The organism is Haloferula sp. A504, assembly GCF_044385805.1.
Classification (GTDB): Bacteria; Verrucomicrobiota; Verrucomicrobiia; order Verrucomicrobiales; family Akkermansiaceae; genus Haloferula.
Window position 1 is genome coordinate 19034 of record NZ_JBISBU010000044.1, and the last position, 17443, is coordinate 36476.

The following is a 17443-nucleotide window of genomic DNA, read 5'->3' on the forward strand; positions in this document are numbered from 1 at the left end:
ATCAACGTCTCTTTTCCTCGACCGCACCACCCCCCGGCATTCGCAGCGGAAACACCGGGTTCTCGATCATCTGTTCGCCAAGGATCTGCTCCGCCTTGCGGATCCATTCGGGCTGTTCCTCCGCAAGGTCCTTCGTCTCCCCCCGATCGGCCACCACATCGTAAAGTTGCCACTCCCCGGGCTTCTTCCGACTGAGCCCCAGGCGGATGGCCTTCATGTTTCCCATCATCACCGCACACTGCCCGCCGTAACCGGCGAAGGTCCAGACCATCGGCTTGCGCGCCGGGGGCGTCTTCCCGCCCGTGATCACCGGCCATAGCGATTCGCCGTCGAGGTCATCGGGCGCATCAAGACCCGCCGCCTCACACAGCGTCGGAAACCAATCGGCGAAGTAGCCCGGCGCATCGCTCACCGCACCGGCCTTCACCTCGCCCGGATAGCGGACGATCATCGGCACCCGCAGCCCTCCCTCGTAGACGCTACCCTTGTAGCTCCGCAGGTCGAGCGTGCTGTCGAAAAAAGTGGCATCCACCCCGCCGATGTGGAAATGCGTGCCCTTGGCCCCTTCGTGGGTGGTTCCGTTGTCCGAGGTGAAGACGACGATGGTTTCGTCCGCCACACCCGCCTTCTCCAGCGCCGCCATGACCCGGCCGACGTAGCGGTCGAGGTCGTGGATCATCGCCGCATAGCCTGCCCGCGGACGCGGATGGGGAAGATAGCCACACTGGCCGCGATAGACCTCGTCATCCCAATCTTCCGGGAACCGCTCGACCGCCTCCACCGGCGGGTGCATCGCGACATGCGGCTCGATGAAGGGCAGATAGAGAAAAAACGGCCGGTCCTTGTGATCGGCGATCCACTTCTCCGCCTCCTCGATCATGAGATACGGAGCATACCGCTCGCCCTGGTAGTCCTCGAGCTTCACCTCGCCCTCGGGCTTCTTGAGGTGTCCGGGCACCGGCTTCTTGTTGATCTCCACCCGCTCCCGGTTGCGCCACAGGTAGCGCGGAAAGAAACTATGGGCGACCGCCTGGCAGTTGTAGCCGAAGAACAGGTCGAAGCCCTGGTCGTTCGGATCCCCGGTGCTGCCGACCGGACCCAGGCCCCATTTGCCCATCGCGGCGGTGGCGTAGCCGGCATCGCGGAAGACCTCGGCGATCGTCAGGGCACCCGCCGAAATCGGGTGCTGACCTTCCTTGAATTCGGGAAATGCGACCTTTGCCTGACGATTCCCACGAATTTCGGCACGACCCAGGTGCTTGCCGGTCAGCAGCACGCAGCGCGACGGCGCACAGACCGGAGCTCCGCTGTAGTGCCTCGTGAAGCGGGTCCCCTCGACCGCCAGCCGATCGATGTTCGGCGTCGGGATCTTTTCCTGCCCGTAGCAGCCGAGCTCGCCGTAGCCGAGGTCGTCGGCCAGAATAAAGACCACGTTGGGACGCTCAGCCGCCGGGGCAAATTCGAAAAACGCGGCACAAATCAGCAAAATGGCTGTCCTCATGACGCTGAATCAATAGGCGGCTTGAACCGGACCCGTCCATCATCGATATTTCGAGGGCACCGACGTTCGTGAGGTAACCTTCCGCCATCAACCCGCGTATCCCTGATACAAGCACCTCTCTCCCACCCATGAAACGCACTCCGATCCTGATCGCCGCCGTCCTCGTCCTCGTCGCGGGGGTCATCGCCATCGCCATGACCCAACGTGGCGGTGAAGCCGGAAAGAACGCTTCCGGAAGCACTCCGCCCCCGCGCGACGGCTCGAGTGCCGGGACACAAGGGGGCTTCCAGCCGAACGGCGCCGCCAAGGCCGCACCCCGCACCGAGCGGAAAAGCGATGATCGCGAACTGGTCGAAGAATATGGCGACGCCCGCACCAAGCTCGCCCGCAACGTCTCCGAAAATGTGGTCGGCCTGCTCGACGACGTGATCGGGATGGGCGAGATGGTGGCCAGCGGTTCAGGCCCGGACTGGGGCCGCGGCGACTGGCAGATGCGGCGGATCCTCCGGGGCACCGAGATCGAGCTCACGGACGCGCAGAAGGAGCAGGCCGAGGCCCTCTTGGCCGACCACCGGCAGCGGGAACTCCAGCGGACCAAGGATGCCGTCACGCAACTCCGCGAGGACCCGGTGCCGCTGATGCGGATGCTGCTGGCCGGCGACGCCCGCTCCCGCGAGGAACTCAGCGAGGCCGACTACGCCGCGCTCCAGCAGGCCAATGCCGACGCCCTCGGCGACATCATCAACCCGCTCGACCGCAACAATTTCCGCGGCGGCAGCCCGATGGAGGACGAGGCGTTCCGCTCCGGCTTCCAGGCCATTCTCGATCCGGAACAGGCCACCGCCTTTCAGCAGGCGCAGGCGTCCCGCGAGGAAGAGGGCGGGAACGACGACCCGCCAAGCCGCACCGACATCACCCAGATGCCGGTGATGTCCCTCGAATCCGCCGACGAGGCGATCCGCTCGACCCGCCAGATGACCACCGGCTTCAAGCAGGTCATGGAAGGCATGGGCAACCTCGGCCCGATCCTCGAGCAGCAACGCCGCGCCCGCGAGGGCGAGGAGTAGGCAGGGTCGGGGCTCAGGACCGACCGGCAAGCCATGCCAGTGGACGGGCGGAACGCTCGCCCCCACCTCAGAACTCCCCGCGGAAGACGCAGCTCGAAATCGGCGTCTCGTAGATCTCGATCTCGGCAAGGCCGGGAAGGTCCCCCTCGAGCTTGCGCCAAAACCATGCGGCCAGACGCTCGATCGTCGGGCTTTCGAGGCCCTCGATGTCATTCAAGTACGCGTGGTCGAGCCGATCGAGATGCGGCTTCATCGCATCCGAGATCCGCTTGTGATCGTAAACCCAGCCGATCGACTCATCGACCTCTCCCTCGACCGTGATCTTCAGCCGGAAGGTATGGCCGTGCATCTGCCGGCACTTGTGGTCCTCCGGCAGGGTCGGCAGTGTGTGGGCCGCCTCGAAGGTGAACTCCTTGCTCAGTCTCGCGCGCATCGCGTCGACACGCTGACAGCCACCCCGGCCCATCGCAAGCCCCGCGGTCGCTCGGTGCTTGCCCACCGCCACGCCCACCCATAAAAGCGGGGCCCATGCCGAAGCCGCGAGCCACCCTGCTGATACCCAGCTACAACACGGGGAGCATCCTGCGGCGGACGGTCGAGGACGCCCTCGCCACCGGCCTGCCGGTGCGGGTGGTGATCGATGGGTCGACCGATGGCTCGGAAGCCGGGCTCGAATCCCTCACCGGCGACCTCGTTGTCCATCGCCTGCCCGAAAACCAGGGCAAGGGCGCCGCCGTCCTCCACGGCTTGCGTGAAGCCCTCGCCGAAGGCTTCAGCCACGCGCTCTGCATGGATGCCGACGGCCAGCACCCCACGGCTTCCGTGCCCGGCTACGTCGAGATCATGAATCAACATCCCGAAGCCGCGGTTTTCGGGTGCCCGGTCTTCGATGCATCCGCCCCGGCCCTCCGGGTCGAAGGACGCAAGGTGTCCAACTTCTGGGCCAACCTCGAAACGCTCGGCTGGGGCATCGACGACTCGCTCTTCGGCATGCGGCTCTATCCGATCGCCGCTCTCATCGAAGCCCTCGAACAAACCCACTTCGCCCGTCGCTTCGACTTCGATCCGGAGGTCGCCGTCCGCCTCGCCTGGAAAGGGGTGCCCATCGTCAACCTACCGACACCGGTCCGCTACCTCAGCGAGGACGAGGGCGGCGTGTCGCAGTTCCGCTACCTGCGCGACAACACCTTGCTGACCTGGATGCACATCCGGCTGTTTTTCGGCTTCGTCGCCCGCCTGCCGCATCTCGCGACCCGCGGAGAGAACCCCCTTCTTCATCTCAGCCCACCGCAGCCATGAATGCGATCCACACCCACATCAAGCGCACCTCGGACGGCTTCTACATCAAGTCGAAGCTCAAGTCCGACCCGCTCTACGCGGCGGTGCTGGGCGAACTCGAAGGCTCCGACCTGCCACTGCTTGATCTCGGCTGCGGCCTCGGCCTGCTTGCGTTCTACCTGCGCGAACACGGCGTGCAGGTCCCGATCCACTCCTTCGACTACGACGAGCGCAAGATCCAGGAGGCCACCCGGCTTGCGGCAGAGCGCGGCCTCGAGGGGCTCAGCTTCGCCTTCCACGACGCGCGGGAGGGGCTGCCGGAACACTCCGGCAACGTCACCATCCTCGACATTCTCCAGTTCTTCACCCCCGAGGAACTCCACACGCTGCTCACCCAGGCGGCGGAAAGCGTGGCTCCGGGCGGCAAGCTGGTCATCCGCTCGTGCATCCGCAACGACTCATGGCGCTTCAAGGCCACCGTCGCCGGGGACCTGCTCGCGAAGGCGACCTTCTGGATGAAGGCGGCACCCACCCATTACCCGACAGCGGAGGACTTCCACCGCTCGCTCGACCCCCACGGCGAGGTGACCATCTCACCCCTGTGGGGCGGCACTCCCTTCAACAACCACCTGATCGTCCTCGAGAAGCCCTGAGGCTTTCAGCCGCTCGAGAACCTTCGCCAGAAGCTCCACGGACACCGGCGTGCCCTGGTGCATCAGGAGCACGTCGCCGTCCTCCAAATCATCGGTGAGCCGCGAGGTCATCTTTTCGACATCGGTCTCCACCGTGTCGAAAGCCCGCCGCGTCCATGCCACGACCTCCAGGCCGAGTTCGGACGTGACCGGATGGGTGAAGAAATTGCGGTGTCCCACCGGTGCCCGGAACCACCGCGGCGCCGAACCCGCCACCTCCTCGATCGCCCTCTGGCAGTCACTGATCTCGCGACGGGTCCTCATTGGGCCCGCGCACCACATGCTCGCCTGCGGATGGGTCATCGTGTGGTTCCCCAACTCGTGCCCGCGGGCCACGATCTCCCGCGCCAACTCCGGGAACTCTCGTACTTTCTCGCCAATCACGAAGAACACCGCCTTCGCTCCGAAGCGGTCGAGTTGCTCGAGAAATTCGCGTGTGTCCTCGGCATCGGGTCCATCGTCGATCGTCAGCAGCACCCCCCTGCCCCGCACCCGGGTGGCCATCGGCCCGAAAAGCCGCGACTCCGGCCGGAACGTCCCCGATGCCCAGAGTCCGGCGACACCGGCACCGTAGAGCAATCCCCAGTACCAGCCGTGCCGCCACCAGATCCACGCCATGACGAGGTGGACCCCCACCGCCAGGGCCGTCCGGAGCACGAGTCCGGCGGTGCCCGCGACCGCCATGGCGGACTTCCACGCCCATCCCAGCAGCCCCACGACCTGGAGGCCCAGAAAACCCAGCCAGACCCAGCCCGCCGAACGCGTGAGCCAGCCATCGGAATCGATCGCCCACGCCGACCATACCCCCAACACCAGCGCCCAGCACCAGAAGGCACCGCGGGGCGAACGCCGCCCGAACCCGAAGGACAGCACCTGGAGGCCGACGAAAAGCGCCGGCAACAGCCCGAGGCCCGCCAGCCAGGGACCACCGATCCGCCACAAGCCATCGAAAAGCATCGCGGCGAGCACGGCCGGCACGAGAATGGCCAGCACGACCCACTCGACCCGGTGCAGCGCGGCAACCTCCGCGACCCGCACGGCGTCGCCTGCCGGCTCCTTCAGCCGGCCGCCGCAGACGCGGAACCATGGCGTCACCGCCCGGTTGTCACGCTCCTTCACCGTCTCGCGACTCATTGCGTGCCCCCTTTCTCCCGGCGAAAGACCGGCTCGAAGACCGACCACTGCGGCCAATGGGGCCGGACGACTTTGAGAATCGCTTCCGCCCAGACCTTCACCGCCGGATCCTCGCCGGGGCCTCGTTTCCTGGGGGGCAGTTCCAGCGGGGAAAAGACCTGCACCCGGTAGCGCCGCCAGCCGTCGCGCAGAATGAACAGCGGGAAAACCTCGGCCTTCGAGATCCGCGCCAGGACCAGCGGCCCCCGCGGCAGTTTCATCATCAACCCGTCCCCGACATCGACCTCCATCGCCGAGACCTCGAAGATCACCCGGTCGCCCTGCACCGCGACGACCTTGCCCTCGCCGAGCAGGCGCGCCAACTCCACCCCGAGCATCCCGTCGTCCATGTTGTAGAGCGACCGGAACTGCGGATTTTGCCGCTCCTTCTCCCTCAACTCGGCCTCGCGGATCCGCTGCAACTCGGGGTCGCGCTCGGGAGCTCGGACGGCATAAACCGTGCGACCGAATCTCGAGGAGAACAACGGCGCCGCCATGTCGTAGTTGCCCATGTGGGCGGTGAGGATCAGGCATCCTTTCCCGGAGCTTGAGAGCTTCTCGAAGGAGTCGAGGCCCTCGATCACCCAGTCCACGTCGCCGGTCTTCGTTTCACAACGTAGCGCGTCGACGTAGGTCGCCGCGAAATTCCAGAACACCCGATAGGCACCGAAGGAGACCCGCAGCCGCGACCATCCGGGAAAGAGCGCCCGGAGGTTGCCAAAAACGGCGCGGCGCTGCTCGCCGGCGATGACGAAGATGATCGCCGTCCACATCGCCAGCAGCACCGGCTCGACAAACCACGGAGCGCTCTCCAGCCCGCGCATCAGAAAGCGCGTCGGGACGTCGCCATAGACCCCGAAGCGCTGCTTCCAGCCCGCCTTCTGCTGCTCCTCCAGGGCCACCGGGCAAAGCGTGTTTCAATTGATCAGCTCCAGCACCCTGGCATCCAGGGTCGCGAAGGCATCGTCACCCATCACGCGCCCGTCCTCCGGATCCCAGCCGTCCGGCGGCTCCGGAAGGTCGATCCAACTACGGCATCCGCCGTATTTTTTCTCATAGGGAAACACCCACGGCACCGGCAACCGCCTCACCAGCACGAGGGCGACATGAATGCTGCCGGAGGCCATCCCCTTGCCCTCCCAATCGAATCGCTGGCGCACGGTTTCCTCGGTCCAGATGTGATAGGGCTCGAGAGCCGCCACCTTGTCCCAGTCGGTCAACGTCTTCGCCCAGATCGCCTGGCAGTGATGGGTGATCGTCACGTCCTCGCCCGGCTCCCACTCGGGCTGGGGATCGATCCTCCCCTCGCGCACGAACTGGTCCTGGTTGTGGAAGCGGGTCGGAAACAGGAAAAAGGACTCGGCCCCGAAGGAGAACCCCTCGCGGCCCTCGTGGATGCCCCCCTTCCTCAAAATGATCGCCTGCCGTCCGCTCGCCAGCGCGTCGCACACCACCTGCCACTCCTTGAATCCCTTCATCGCGGAGGAAGCCTAGGGCGATCGCGCCGCCGCATCAATCCCTCCGAGTCCGACCTTTCCGCGCTTGGCACCCGGGCCGGCAATCCCTAGACACACGGCCCCGTGACCGACGTCACCACCCAGTTCGTGAACTTCAAGGAGGACGGCCCCTTCAGGCTCCGTTCCGGAGGAGAACTGCCCGAGGTCACCATCGCCTACGAAACCTGGGGCAAGCTCAACGCCGATGCCTCCAACGCGGTGCTCGTCCTCCACGCCCTGTCCGGAAGCCATCACGCCGCCGGCCACAACCCGGAGATTCCGGGTGTCGGAGATCTGTGGCAGCCGGAGCTTCACGAGGGTTGGTGGGGCAACACCATCGGCCCCGGCAGGGCGCTCGACACGGACAAGCAGTTCGTCATCTGCGCCAACTACCTCGGCGGCTGCTACGGCTCGACCGGACCCGGCTCGACCGACCCACGCACCGGCAAGCCCTACGGCGGATCCTTCCCTCACGTCACCGCCGCGGACCAGGTCGACTTCCTCGTCCGCCTGCTCGACCACCTCGGGATCGATGCCCTCCACGCGGTCGTCGGCCCCTCGGTCGGGGGGCTGGTCGCGCTCAGTCTCGCGACCATGCACCCGGAGCGCGTCCGTCACGTCATCTCGATCGCCTCCGGCTTCAAGACCACCGTCCTCAACCGCCTGATCCTCTTCGAGCAGATCCTCGCGATCGAGAACGACCCGTTCTTCAACGGCGGCGACTACTACGACAACGGACGCCCGGCCTACGGTCTGGCGCTGGCGCGGATGATCTCGCACAAGACCTTCGTCCACATCGACGCCTTCGAGCGCCGCGCCCGCCGCGAGGTGGTGCCGGAAAAGGAAATGCTCGCCTGGTACGACGTGCGCGACCAGTTCCAGAGCTACATGCTGGCCCAGGGAAAGAAGTTCGTGAAGCGCTTCGACCCCAACACCTACCTGCGGATCATCGACATGTGGTCGCACTTCGATGCGGCCGCGGAAGGCGGGGCGGCAAGCCCGGGCGACCTGCTCGAACGCTGCCGCGCCGTCGACCAGAAATGGCTCGTGTTCTCGATCGACTCGGATTTCTGCTTTTATCCGGAAGAGCAGGCCGAACTGGTGGGCCACCTGCACGAAGCCGGGGTCGACGCCACCCACATCACGGTCCACTCGGACAAGGGCCACGATTCCTTCCTCCTCGAACCGCACCTCTACGCCCCCCACATCCAGTGGGTCCTGAGCCGATGATCCAAAAGGAGCGCCGATGATGAAACCGGCATTCCGGCCGGTCCGTCCATGCTTCCTCGACACCGCCCCCGGGATTGAGTTAGTCTGCCGGAATGCGATCTGCATTCCTCCTTCTGGGCCTGGCACTTGTCGCTCCACTCGAGGCCGCCAAGCACCGCGGATTGTGGTTCTGGCGGGAGTCCGGAAGCGGCAGCCCGTGGGGGAGTGATGCCATCGTCGGCAACCACACGCTCGAGAACCAGACCATCGCCTTTTTCAGCGCCCGGTCGATCCGGCGGATCTACGGCAGCTACAGCAACCGGCCCGTTTCCGAGCCTGCGACCATCGCCGCCTGGAACGCCAAGCTCCAGGCCGCCGGCATCCAGTCGCAATTCCTCATGTCGGAGAATTCCTGGATCTTTCCGGCGAATCACTCCTCCTTCCTCGGCAAGGTCCAGCAGCGGGTCATCGACTTCAACAACGCCCCGGGACGCACCGAGGCGGAGAAGTTCGACGCCCTGCACCTCGACATCGAACCCCAGGCGCTGGGCGAGTGGGGCTCGCTGACCGACGCCCAACAGCGGGACTACCTGCTGCTTCTCAAGGACACCTACACGGTCGTCCGCCAGTTGTTCGTCGACAACGGCATGCCGGATTTCCCCATCCATGCCGACCTGCCGGTGTGGTTCGACAGCCATCCCGGCGGCTCCATCGGCTGGACCGACGCCGCCGAGCGCGACCAGTGGTTCGACGACATCTCGGACTCGCTGACCGGCATCTCGCTGATGCCTTTCGACCGGGACACCTTTTCCAACATCGACAGCGGGGTGGGCTGGGAGCTGGCCAACGTGCCCAATGTTCGGGTCGGCCTCGAAGCCGACATCCCGGGCACCTGGCCCGACGTCCCGGCGTTTCACGACATGATGGAACAGCTCGAGAGTGCCTACGGCCCGAGCCACGCGGTCGACATCCAGGACTACCAACTCTGGCGCGATGCCCTGGCCGCGCAGCCGATCATCGCCGTGGCGGCGGCTCTCGAAACCGTCTCCCCCGTGGGCGGAAACATCAACTTCCCCGGACAGACCGGCTGGAACTACGTGATCCACCACAGCACCAACCTCTGCGACTGGCGCGAGATCGCTCGGGAACGGGCGGTGGAGAACGGCCCCATGACTTGCCCGGTCGAGTACGCCGGCCCACGGGGGTTCTGGAAGGTTTCGCGCTTTGAGGACCTGCCGGAACCGCCCTAGATTGCGGGCCGATGGACAGTCCCCTCGCAATCATCCTCCTCACCCTGTTGGCGGGTGCCACCATCCCGCTCGGCGGATTGCTGGCCTCGGTGGAGCGGATTCAACCGCGCTGGCTCGAGGAGGACTTCCGCCATTTCATCATCGCCTTCGGCGGCGGTGCCCTGCTCGCCGCCATCGCCCTGGTGCTGGTCCCCGAGGGCTCCGCAGCCCTCCCCGTGTGGCAGATCGTCCTGTGGTTTGCTCTTGGAAGCCTTGCCTTCATGGGTCTCGACATCCTGCTCGCCCGCCACAACAGCCCGGCCTCCCAACTCACCGCGATGCTCTCCGACTTCGTCCCCGAAGCCCTGGCTCTCGGAGCTGCCGCGGCCGGCGGAGGTCAGGCAGGCCTGGTCCTCGCCCTCCTGATCGCGCTTCAGAATCTTCCCGAAGGTTTCAACGCCTTCCGCGAGATCCGCAGCGCCGGTGCTCCGACCTCCAAGTTGCTCACCACCTTCTCGCTGCTGGCCCTGCTCGGCCCCGCTTGCGGCCTTGCCGGCTATCATTTCCTCGCCGGTCACGACGAGGTGATCGGAGCGATCATGCTCTTCGCCGCGGGCGGGATTCTCTACCTGATCTTCCAGGACATCGCCCCCCAGGCAAAAGTCGAGCGCCACTGGACACCCCCGCTCGGAGCGGTCGCCGGCTTCCTGCTCGGACTGATCGGTCAACTGTTGCTCGGCTGATCCGGCAGGTGCCACACGGCGGAAGCCTCGCCCATCCGCCACGGCGGACCGCTCGTCACGCGTCCGCAGCGCAACCAGCCATCCTGCCACTCGACCCACCAGGCCGGATGAGGATTCAGATGGGCTCCGGTGTTGATGACCTCGCACCTGTCCTCCCGCCGCACTCCCGGCCAATGGAAATGCCCGGCGACAATGATCTCCGCCTCGGGGAAATAGCGCCGGGCAAAACCCGCGGTCGCTTTGAAATGACTAAACCACACGCTGAGAATCTCCCATGCCCGACGCGGCGGATTCACCGCATCCAGGACCCGTCGCAGCAACGAGCGTCCCTTGGGGTAGGATGCCGCCTTCAGGGCTCTGGCAATCGCCCGCGCCAACTGCAGGCGCTCCCCCGCATCCTCGGAGGCTTGATGATGCTCCTCCCACAGCCGCCGCACCTCCGCCTCGCGCTCAAAGGCCTCGCGACTCCATGGCGACCCGGCCCACAAGACCGCGTCGCCGTGGGTCACGACGATGCGACCGTCCGCCAATTCAATCCAACCCTTGCCCGGCCAGCCGGGATCATGGTTGCCGGAAAGGAAAACCGTTTCGACCCCCTCCTCCCCGCAAAGCGCCCTGAGATCGGCGAGCAGACGCTCCGCCCGGGGTCGTTGGCCGGTCGCCAACTCCTGCCAGGTGTCGCCATTGAAGACCACCGTGCCGGCCCCGGCGATCAGCGGGCGCAGCCCCTCGACCTCCTCAACCCGCGACGCGGCATGTCCGAGATGCAGGTCGGAAAGGATGCGAACCGGCTCCTTCATTGCCGTTGTCGCACCGCCTCGTAGAGGCAGACTCCGGCCGAAACCGAGACGTTGAGACACTCCACGCGCCCGGCCATCGGCAGCCGCGCGAGGAAGTCACAATTCTCCTCGGTCAGTCTCCTCATGCCCTTTTCCTCGGCCCCGAGCACCAGAGCCAGCGGCCCCTTCAGGTCGAGTTCGTAGAGCGACTTGTCCGCCCGGTCCGAGGTGCCGACAAACCAAACACCGGCCTGCTTCAGCCGCTCCATCGTCCGGGAAAGATTCGTCACCTGCACGAAGGGCACGTGATCCGCCGCGCCGACCGAGATCCGCCGCACCGTCTCGGTGATCCCCACCTGCTTGTCCTTCGGAGCCACCACCGCATGCACCCCTGCCCCGTCAGCCGTGCGCAGGATGGCCCCGAGATTATGCGGGTCCTGCACGCAGTCCAGGATCAGGAGGAAAGGAACCTCCACGCCGTCGAGAATCGCCATCAGGTCGTCCTCGCTCCGCGAAGCCACCGCGATCTCCGCCTTCACATGGCGGTTCTCCCGCGCCTCGCGCCCCTGTCGCTTGCCCTTCACCCCTGCAGCATGGAAATCCCGATGCCCCGCCGGCAAGCGCGAAGGTGGAACGGACCGCGAGCTTCAGCTCGCAGCGGGTTTGCGGCGCATGCGAGCCGAAGCTCGCGGTCCATCCCGCCACCAACCTGTAACCCTACCCCGCAAGAGTGTTACCCATGTTCTGAGCCAAAAGTGTTACTTATGTTCTGACCGCGCCGCCCCCATTGGCACTTGGAACTTTCCACTTGGAACTTCAGCCTGCGTTCGATGCCCGACCCTGCCTTCGCTCCGTTCACCGCCCAGCACGGCGTCGCGGTGGCGGTCGGCTTCGGCCTCATCGCCCTGTGCCTCGTCCTCGGCCGGCGCGGCGGTCGCACCGAACTCGTTGTCCGGGCCATCCTCGCCTTCCTCTGCCTTTCCGCCTCCGCCTTCGGCGCCTGGGCGTGGTCCCGCGTCGGCCGCGAGATCAGCGTCGACAACTATCTCCCGCTCCACCTCTGCGACCTCGCCGCCTTCCTCGGCGGCTTCGCCCTGATCACCCGCAAGCCCATCCTCTGCCTGCTGACCTACTTCTGGGGACTGGCCGGCACCCTCCAGGGCATCGCCACGCCCGCGATCGACATCGGCTGGCCCCACCCGGCCTTCCTGGCCTTCTTCACGGCTCACTTCGCCGTCATCGCCGCCGCCCTCTATCTCCCGGTCGTGATGGGCTGGCGTGCCGAGCGCCCGTGGTGGAAAAGCCCGCTCAAGGCCTTCGCCTGGCTGAATGCCTACGTCGTCGTCGCCATCGCCGCCAACGCGCTGCTCGACAGCAACTTCGGTTTCCTCGCCGGCAAGCCGCTGAACCCCAGCCTGCTCGACCACCTCGGCCCGCACCCGTTCTACATCCTGTGGCTCGAAGCCCTCGCCCTCGCCTTTTTCGCGCTTTTGACCCTTCCGGTCATGAAGCGCCGCAAGTCCATCGAACGTACACGAGAATGAACTCGATCAGGCCCTGGCGGCTACTCACGACATCCTTCGCCAGTCTGCTTGTATGGTCTCAGTGGGCATGCAAAGACCGAGCAACCGACAACGCTCATCAGTCCAACCCAACAGAGCAGCGGCTGAGCGTTGCTGAAAAGGAGGCTTACCAAAAGATGTTCGGCTCGATCGTGGTCCCTCATTTTCCGCGTCTTGATGCACCCGAGGCTCCCTCGCCATCTCTCTACGTCATCAGCGACAAGCAAGGAAAGCTCGCCGCCATTCGACGTCTTTCCGACGAAAGCCGGAGTTGGGAGTTTGAGGAACTCGATCGGACGAGTCTCAAGCTCCTCACCGAGGCGGACAAGAGCCTCTCAGTGATTATCGCAGCCGACAAAGGCCTCCCGAGAGACCGGTTTTTCGCGTTGTTGGATGAGGTTTTCGAAAGCAGCGGGCAAGACACTGTTTGGATTCAAGTATGGGGCGTTCACCCCTACGCTCTTCAGATTCCGATCCAGAGAGAACATGCACCCGCCGATGGCCCCCTGATGGACTGCAACAACCTTCAGGACATCGTCGACTACTTGGCGAACTTACCGACCGCAAGAGAGGATTAAGGCTCGTGCCTTCTTCACGCTGCTCAACCTGCCGGTGCGGCGCCAGAAGACCTCGGATCCGATGACCTGAAGATATCGGATTTACCGCCAAGAACGCCAAGCTCGACCGTTGGAGTCTTCAGATCCCCCAACTTTGCGGCCTTGGCGTCTTGGCGGTTCTATCTGCTGTCATCTGTAATCGTAAGTCGACTCTCAGAAACCGTATCAAAGCCACGCGGACACGCTCATCCACACGCCGAGGCCCACCAGCAGCCAGCCGCTGAGCGGCAGCAGCCAGCGGTCGGCGGACTTGAGATGCTCGATGCCCTTCCCCGCGGCCCGGCGCGCGAAGGCGAGCAGCACGACGAAGACGACCACCGGTGCAGCCGAGCCGAAGCCGAACACGCCGGGCAGCAGCCAGATCGATTCATTCCTCACCGCGAGCGGCAGCAGGCTGCCGAAAAACAGCGCGGCGGAGACCGGGCAGAAGGCGAGCGCGAAAAGAAATCCGAGCCCTGCGGCACCGGCCGGTCCGGCCTGGGCGAGGCGGCGGGTCAAGGGCCCGTCGCGCATGCCGATGCCCGGCAACCCGGGGATCAGCCCAAGCAGGATCATGCCGGTGAGGATCAGAAGGGGTCCCATCAACTGGCCGAGGTGACGCTGCAGGAAACCCGAAACCGCCGGGGCGGAGAGCAGGCCGCCGGTGATGATCGCGCCGACCAAAGTGTAGGCCACCATGCGCCCGAGCGAATACAACAGCCCGGCGGCCAGCGTGCGCAGCGGCGACCGGCTGTCGCGCGCCATGTAGCTGATGGCCGCGACATTGGTCGCCAGCGGGCACGGGCTCACCGCCGTGAGAAGCCCGAGCCACAGGGCCCCGCCCGAGACCAGCAGCATGGATTCCTCGGCGGTCACGGCGTCTCGAGCATGGCCGCCACGCGGGTGGCGATGAACTCACGGTATTCCGGCTCGTCGCCGATGAGGTCCCAGACCTCATCGAGCTTCTTCCAGTCGGTCTCCGCGCCGTCCTTCCAACGACTCAGGACGATGGTGGAACTCACCAGCCCGTAGCGCTCCGCCAGCTCGCGATGCTCCGGCTGCTCGTAGTTGACGTTTTCCCAATGCAGGCGGCCGTCGGCGAGCTCGGCGGCGAAGCGGTTGCCGATTTCCTCGCGGGCCAGGTCGCTGATGCGGATGCAGGTGCGGCAGCGCTTGTCGCCGTGCAGGGCGAGAACCGTGAGCCCATCGGGACGGCTGGTGCCGACAACGGCGGGTTCGTCCCTGCCGAATTCCTCCCATGCCCAGCGCCCGATCCCGGCGGCGACGATCGCGAAGAGGACGATCCGGATGACGAGCCTGCCCTTCATGACGCCTCCTTTCCGATCAAGTTCTGCAGATCCGCCACCGACGGCACCTTGCCGGAAACCTTCACCTCGCCATCGATAACGAGCGCCGGGGTGATCATCACGCCGTAGTCAGCGAACTTGAGGAAGTCGGTCACCTTCTCGATCTCGTAGTCGATGCCGCAGGCGTCGGCGGCGGTTCGGGTGGCTTCGGCGAGTTGATTGCACTTGGTGCAGCCGGCTCCGAGGATGGTCAGTTTCTTCATGTCTGTTAGGTTGGTGGTTTCAGGAAGGAAGCAGCTGGCCGAGCAGCAGTCCGGCGAGGGTGCTGAAGATGACGACGAGCGCGACGTAGGTGAGCGTCTTGCGGGTGCCGATGACGGTGCGGATGACGAGCATGTTCGGCAGGCTGAGCGCGGGACCGGCGAGCAGCAGGGCCAGTGCCGGGCCATTGCCCATGCCGGAACCCTGAAGGCCCTCGACGATCGGGATCTCGGTGAGGGTGGCGAAATACATGAGCGCCCCGGCAAAGGAGGCGGCGAAGGTCGCCAGCGGCCCGTTGCCGCCGAGCGCGGACTCGATCCACTCCGAGGGGATCCAACCTTCGTGACCGGGCCGGCCCAGCAGCAGACCGGCGACAAACACCCCGCCGAGCAGCAGGGGCATGACCTGCTTGGTGAAGCTCCACGTCTGCCGCCACCATTCGCCGGCCTCGCCCGGGGCCCCGGCGGTGAGCCAGACCAGCCCGCCCAGCCCGATCGAGAAGGACAGCAGCGGCTGCTCCGGCCGGACCGCCCAGCCCGCGGCGACCGCCAGCCCGACCAGCACGAGTCGTCCGCGGCGGACCCCGAACCACCCGGCGAGCATCAGCGCCAGCCCGGCTGCCGAGACCGCCACGATCCACCATTTCCAACGGAACACCGTCGCGAAGAAGGCCTGCTCGGAATCGCCCCAGTTGGCGAAGACCAGAATCGAAACCATTGCCGCGAAAAACAGCGCGTTCTGCCACAGCGGTCGGCTCGGCTCGGCGTCGGGCAGCTGCATCGATGCCTGGTCCCGCTCGCGCTCGCTGCGGCGGAAGATCCACGCCATCAGCAGACCGATCACGATCGCGAAGACGACCGCCCCGATGCCGCGGGCCAGCCCCATTTCCACGCCCAGCACCTTGGCGCTCATCACGATCGCCAGCGCGCTGATCGCCGGACCGGAGTAAAGAAAGGCGGTCGCCGGTCCGAGTCCGGCGCCCATCCGGTGGATGCCGGCGAAAAGCGGTAGTACGGTGCACGAGCAGACCGCCAGGATGGTGCCCGCGACCGACGCCACGCCGTAGGCGGCGACGCGGTTCGCCCCGGCACCGAGGTATTTCATCACCGAACCCTGGCTGACGAACGCGGCGATGGCCCCGGCGATGAAAAAGGCCGGCAGCAGGCACAGCACCACGTGCTCCCGCGCATACCAGCGGGTCAGTTCCAGGGCCTCGCCGAGTCCGGCATGGAAACGCGGCGACTCCAGCGGCATCCACCAGATCGCCAAAAACGCTCCCGCCAGGACCGCAGCCCGGCACCATTCGCTGCGGCGTTCGGAGAGGGTTGTCATCGGGAGTTTTCAGCCATGAGCGTATCGCTCTTCATCGCAGTCACTGCTTGCCGCCCGCGCCGGGCCGCAGCAGGGCGAAGTCCGCCACCCGCGCGCCGGTGTTGCGGGCGGTGGTCAGGCCGAGTTCATCGCCGTCGATCCGGTCGTCGGCGCTCACCAGGGTGCCGCCCATGAAGGCGGGCGGGCGACCGCCGACGGGCACCATGCCGAAGCACATCATCGCGGTGTGGATCTCGTCGATGACCCGCTCCTGGCCGCCGTTGCGGAAGCCACCGGTGGCGATCGCCCCGACCGGTTTGCCATCGAGCAGCATCCGCGGCTCGCGCAGCGGCGCACAGCGTTCGATGAAGGCCTTGCACAGCGAACTGAAGCCACGGAAGTAGGAAGGCGAGCCGACGATCAAACCGGCCACCGCGGGGTCCTGCAGCTTCGGCAGGATCGCGACGAAGTCGTCCTCGGGCGGCTTGGGCGACCATCCGGCGATCGACAATCCACCGAGATCGATGAGCTCGGTCTCGATGCGGGGGTCAACGCCCTTGGCGGCGTCCAAGGCCTCCTGCACGGCGGCCGCCGTGGTCATTCCCTGGCGCGGGCTGCATGAGATTCCGATGATCTTCAGGGACTTGCCAGGGGTGGGCGCTGCGAATGCCGCAGGAGCGGCAACCACCGTCGCGGATCCGGCGGCGGCGAGGAAATGACGGCGATTGAATGACTTTTTCATCACGGTGTCCGGGTTGGAATGGCGACCGGGCGGACTTGCTCGATCCAGATCAGGAATCCTGTGTTAATCGAAGATTGGCGTAATGGCGAAATAATGTGTGTGGCGGTGTCTGGCGTGAGACTTGGTTCCGGAAATCAGGTGGCGCAGGCCTCGCAGAGGGTGACGCGTTCCTCGCCGGCATCGACCTTGTTGATGCAGTCGGCAAAGCTCAGAACGCAGGGGAATGCGAGATGGTAGAAGATCTGCTGGCCCCGGCGCTCGTCTTCGATCACTCCCGCATGGCGGAGGACCGAAAGGTGACGCGAGGTGGTGGAGTTCGAGCAACCAGCCACCGCGGCAAGTTCACAGGCGCAGACCGGCCCCTCCTTCAGGGCGTGAACGATCGCCATGCGACCGGCATGGCCGAGGGCCTTGAAGACTTCGGCCTGGCGCGAGAGGGATCGCCGGGACGGGAGGGAGCTTTGCTTCATGGCTCGGACTGGATGGAGTGGAGTGTC

21 protein-coding genes are annotated in these 17443 nt (G+C 65.8%); 8 read left to right on the plus strand and 13 right to left on the minus strand.

Annotated elements, in window-relative coordinates; translation table 11 throughout:
- Position 1: 1 nt before the first annotated feature.
- Positions 2-1501, minus strand: coding sequence for an arylsulfatase (locus ACG2LG_RS17440; protein WP_396261128.1), 1500 nt, complete (start codon positions 1499-1501; stop codon positions 2-4).
- Positions 1502-1629: 128 nt separating this feature from the next.
- Between ACG2LG_RS17440 and ACG2LG_RS17445 the strand changes: the two genes are divergently transcribed.
- Positions 1630-2568: a hypothetical protein gene (locus tag ACG2LG_RS17445; protein ID WP_396261130.1), complete on the plus strand. Its 939-nt coding sequence runs from the start codon at positions 1630-1632 to the stop codon at positions 2566-2568.
- A gap of 67 nt (positions 2569-2635) precedes the next feature.
- Here ACG2LG_RS17445 and queD read toward each other — a convergent pair whose 3' ends face one another.
- The gene (gene queD, locus ACG2LG_RS17450; RefSeq protein WP_396261132.1) at positions 2636-3001 is read right to left on the minus strand and encodes a 6-carboxytetrahydropterin synthase QueD; all 366 of its coding nucleotides are present in this window, start codon (positions 2999-3001) and stop codon (positions 2636-2638) included.
- 95 nt (positions 3002-3096) lie between these two features.
- Here queD and ACG2LG_RS17455 point away from each other — a divergent pair, with 95 nt between their 5' ends.
- Together ACG2LG_RS17455 and ACG2LG_RS17460 are read left to right on the plus strand one after the other, a co-directional pair.
- Positions 3097-3867: a glycosyltransferase family 2 protein gene (locus ACG2LG_RS17455; RefSeq protein WP_396261134.1), complete on the plus strand. Its 771-nt coding sequence runs from the start codon at positions 3097-3099 to the stop codon at positions 3865-3867.
- Complete coding sequence (locus ACG2LG_RS17460; RefSeq protein ID WP_396261136.1) at positions 3864-4499, plus strand: methyltransferase domain-containing protein; 636 nt, start codon at positions 3864-3866, stop codon at positions 4497-4499. The genes ACG2LG_RS17455 and ACG2LG_RS17460 overlap by 4 nt, the downstream gene beginning before the upstream one ends.
- Here the strand turns inward: ACG2LG_RS17460 and ACG2LG_RS17465 are convergent.
- From ACG2LG_RS17465 to ACG2LG_RS17475, 3 genes are read right to left on the minus strand one after another with little or no spacing between them, the layout of a single operon-like run.
- Positions 4440-5672, minus strand: coding sequence for a polysaccharide deacetylase family protein (locus tag ACG2LG_RS17465; RefSeq protein WP_396261137.1), 1233 nt, complete (start codon positions 5670-5672; stop codon positions 4440-4442). The two genes, ACG2LG_RS17460 and ACG2LG_RS17465, sit on opposite strands and share 60 nt — an antisense overlap.
- Entirely contained in the window at positions 5669-6613 is a 945-nt protein-coding gene (locus ACG2LG_RS17470; RefSeq protein ID WP_396261139.1) for a lysophospholipid acyltransferase family protein, read from the minus strand. Before ACG2LG_RS17470 ends, ACG2LG_RS17465 begins: the two co-directional genes overlap by 4 nt.
- 15 nt (positions 6614-6628) lie before the next feature.
- On the minus strand, positions 6629-7189 hold the full coding sequence (locus tag ACG2LG_RS17475; protein ID WP_396261141.1) for a DUF1802 family protein: 561 nt from the start codon (positions 7187-7189) through the stop codon (positions 6629-6631).
- Positions 7190-7291: 102 nt separating this feature from the next.
- On the opposite strand from ACG2LG_RS17475, the gene ACG2LG_RS17480 reads away from it, so the two are divergent.
- From ACG2LG_RS17480 to ACG2LG_RS17490, 3 genes are all read left to right on the plus strand, one after another.
- On the plus strand, positions 7292-8437 hold the full coding sequence (locus ACG2LG_RS17480) for a homoserine O-acetyltransferase (protein WP_396261143.1): 1146 nt from the start codon (positions 7292-7294) through the stop codon (positions 8435-8437).
- Between the two features lie 92 nt (positions 8438-8529).
- Positions 8530-9666 carry a hypothetical protein gene (locus tag ACG2LG_RS17485; protein ID WP_396261145.1) on the plus strand — a complete coding sequence of 379 codons (1137 nt, stop codon included), beginning with the start codon at positions 8530-8532 and terminating at the stop codon, positions 9664-9666.
- A gap of 11 nt (positions 9667-9677) precedes the next feature.
- Positions 9678-10388: a ZIP family metal transporter gene (locus ACG2LG_RS17490; protein ID WP_396261147.1), complete on the plus strand. Its 711-nt coding sequence runs from the start codon at positions 9678-9680 to the stop codon at positions 10386-10388.
- Here ACG2LG_RS17490 and ACG2LG_RS17495 read toward each other — a convergent pair.
- Positions 10370-11188: a metallophosphoesterase gene (locus ACG2LG_RS17495; protein ID WP_396261148.1), complete on the minus strand. Its 819-nt coding sequence runs from the start codon at positions 11186-11188 to the stop codon at positions 10370-10372. The two genes, ACG2LG_RS17490 and ACG2LG_RS17495, sit on opposite strands and share 19 nt — an antisense overlap.
- On the minus strand, positions 11185-11751 hold the full coding sequence (gene rlmB / locus ACG2LG_RS17500; protein ID WP_396261150.1) for a 23S rRNA (guanosine(2251)-2'-O)-methyltransferase RlmB: 567 nt from the start codon (positions 11749-11751) through the stop codon (positions 11185-11187). The genes ACG2LG_RS17495 and rlmB overlap by 4 nt, the downstream gene beginning before the upstream one ends.
- Before the next feature lie 246 nt (positions 11752-11997).
- Between rlmB and ACG2LG_RS17505 the strand changes: the two genes are divergently transcribed.
- Both ACG2LG_RS17505 and ACG2LG_RS17510 read left to right on the plus strand, forming a co-directional pair.
- Entirely contained in the window at positions 11998-12711 is a 714-nt protein-coding gene (locus ACG2LG_RS17505) for a TIGR02206 family membrane protein (protein ID WP_396261151.1), read from the plus strand.
- Positions 12708-13307 carry a hypothetical protein gene (locus tag ACG2LG_RS17510; protein ID WP_396261153.1) on the plus strand — a complete coding sequence of 200 codons (600 nt, stop codon included), beginning with the start codon at positions 12708-12710 and terminating at the stop codon, positions 13305-13307. Before ACG2LG_RS17505 ends, ACG2LG_RS17510 begins: the two co-directional genes overlap by 4 nt.
- A 204-nt stretch (positions 13308-13511) precedes the next feature.
- Here ACG2LG_RS17510 and ACG2LG_RS17515 read toward each other — a convergent pair whose 3' ends face one another.
- From ACG2LG_RS17515 to ACG2LG_RS17540, 6 genes are all read right to left on the minus strand, one after another.
- Positions 13512-14201, minus strand: coding sequence for an aromatic aminobenezylarsenical efflux permease ArsG family transporter (locus tag ACG2LG_RS17515; RefSeq protein WP_396261155.1), 690 nt, complete (start codon positions 14199-14201; stop codon positions 13512-13514).
- Complete coding sequence (locus ACG2LG_RS17520; protein WP_396261157.1) at positions 14198-14653, minus strand: nitrophenyl compound nitroreductase subunit ArsF family protein; 456 nt, start codon at positions 14651-14653, stop codon at positions 14198-14200. Before ACG2LG_RS17520 ends, ACG2LG_RS17515 begins: the two co-directional genes overlap by 4 nt.
- Entirely contained in the window at positions 14650-14895 is a 246-nt protein-coding gene (locus ACG2LG_RS17525) for a thioredoxin family protein (RefSeq protein WP_396261158.1), read from the minus strand. Before ACG2LG_RS17525 ends, ACG2LG_RS17520 begins: the two co-directional genes overlap by 4 nt.
- Before the next feature lie 19 nt (positions 14896-14914).
- The gene (locus ACG2LG_RS17530) at positions 14915-16225 is read right to left on the minus strand and encodes a permease (protein WP_396261160.1); all 1311 of its coding nucleotides are present in this window, start codon (positions 16223-16225) and stop codon (positions 14915-14917) included.
- 40 nt (positions 16226-16265) lie between these two features.
- Positions 16266-16946: a flavodoxin family protein gene (locus ACG2LG_RS17535; RefSeq protein ID WP_396261162.1), complete on the minus strand. Its 681-nt coding sequence runs from the start codon at positions 16944-16946 to the stop codon at positions 16266-16268.
- Positions 16947-17080: 134 nt separating this feature from the next.
- A complete protein-coding gene (locus tag ACG2LG_RS17540) occupies positions 17081-17416 on the minus strand; it encodes an ArsR/SmtB family transcription factor (RefSeq protein ID WP_396261164.1) in 336 nt (111 codons plus the stop codon).
- Between the last annotated feature and the right edge of the window lie 27 nt (positions 17417-17443).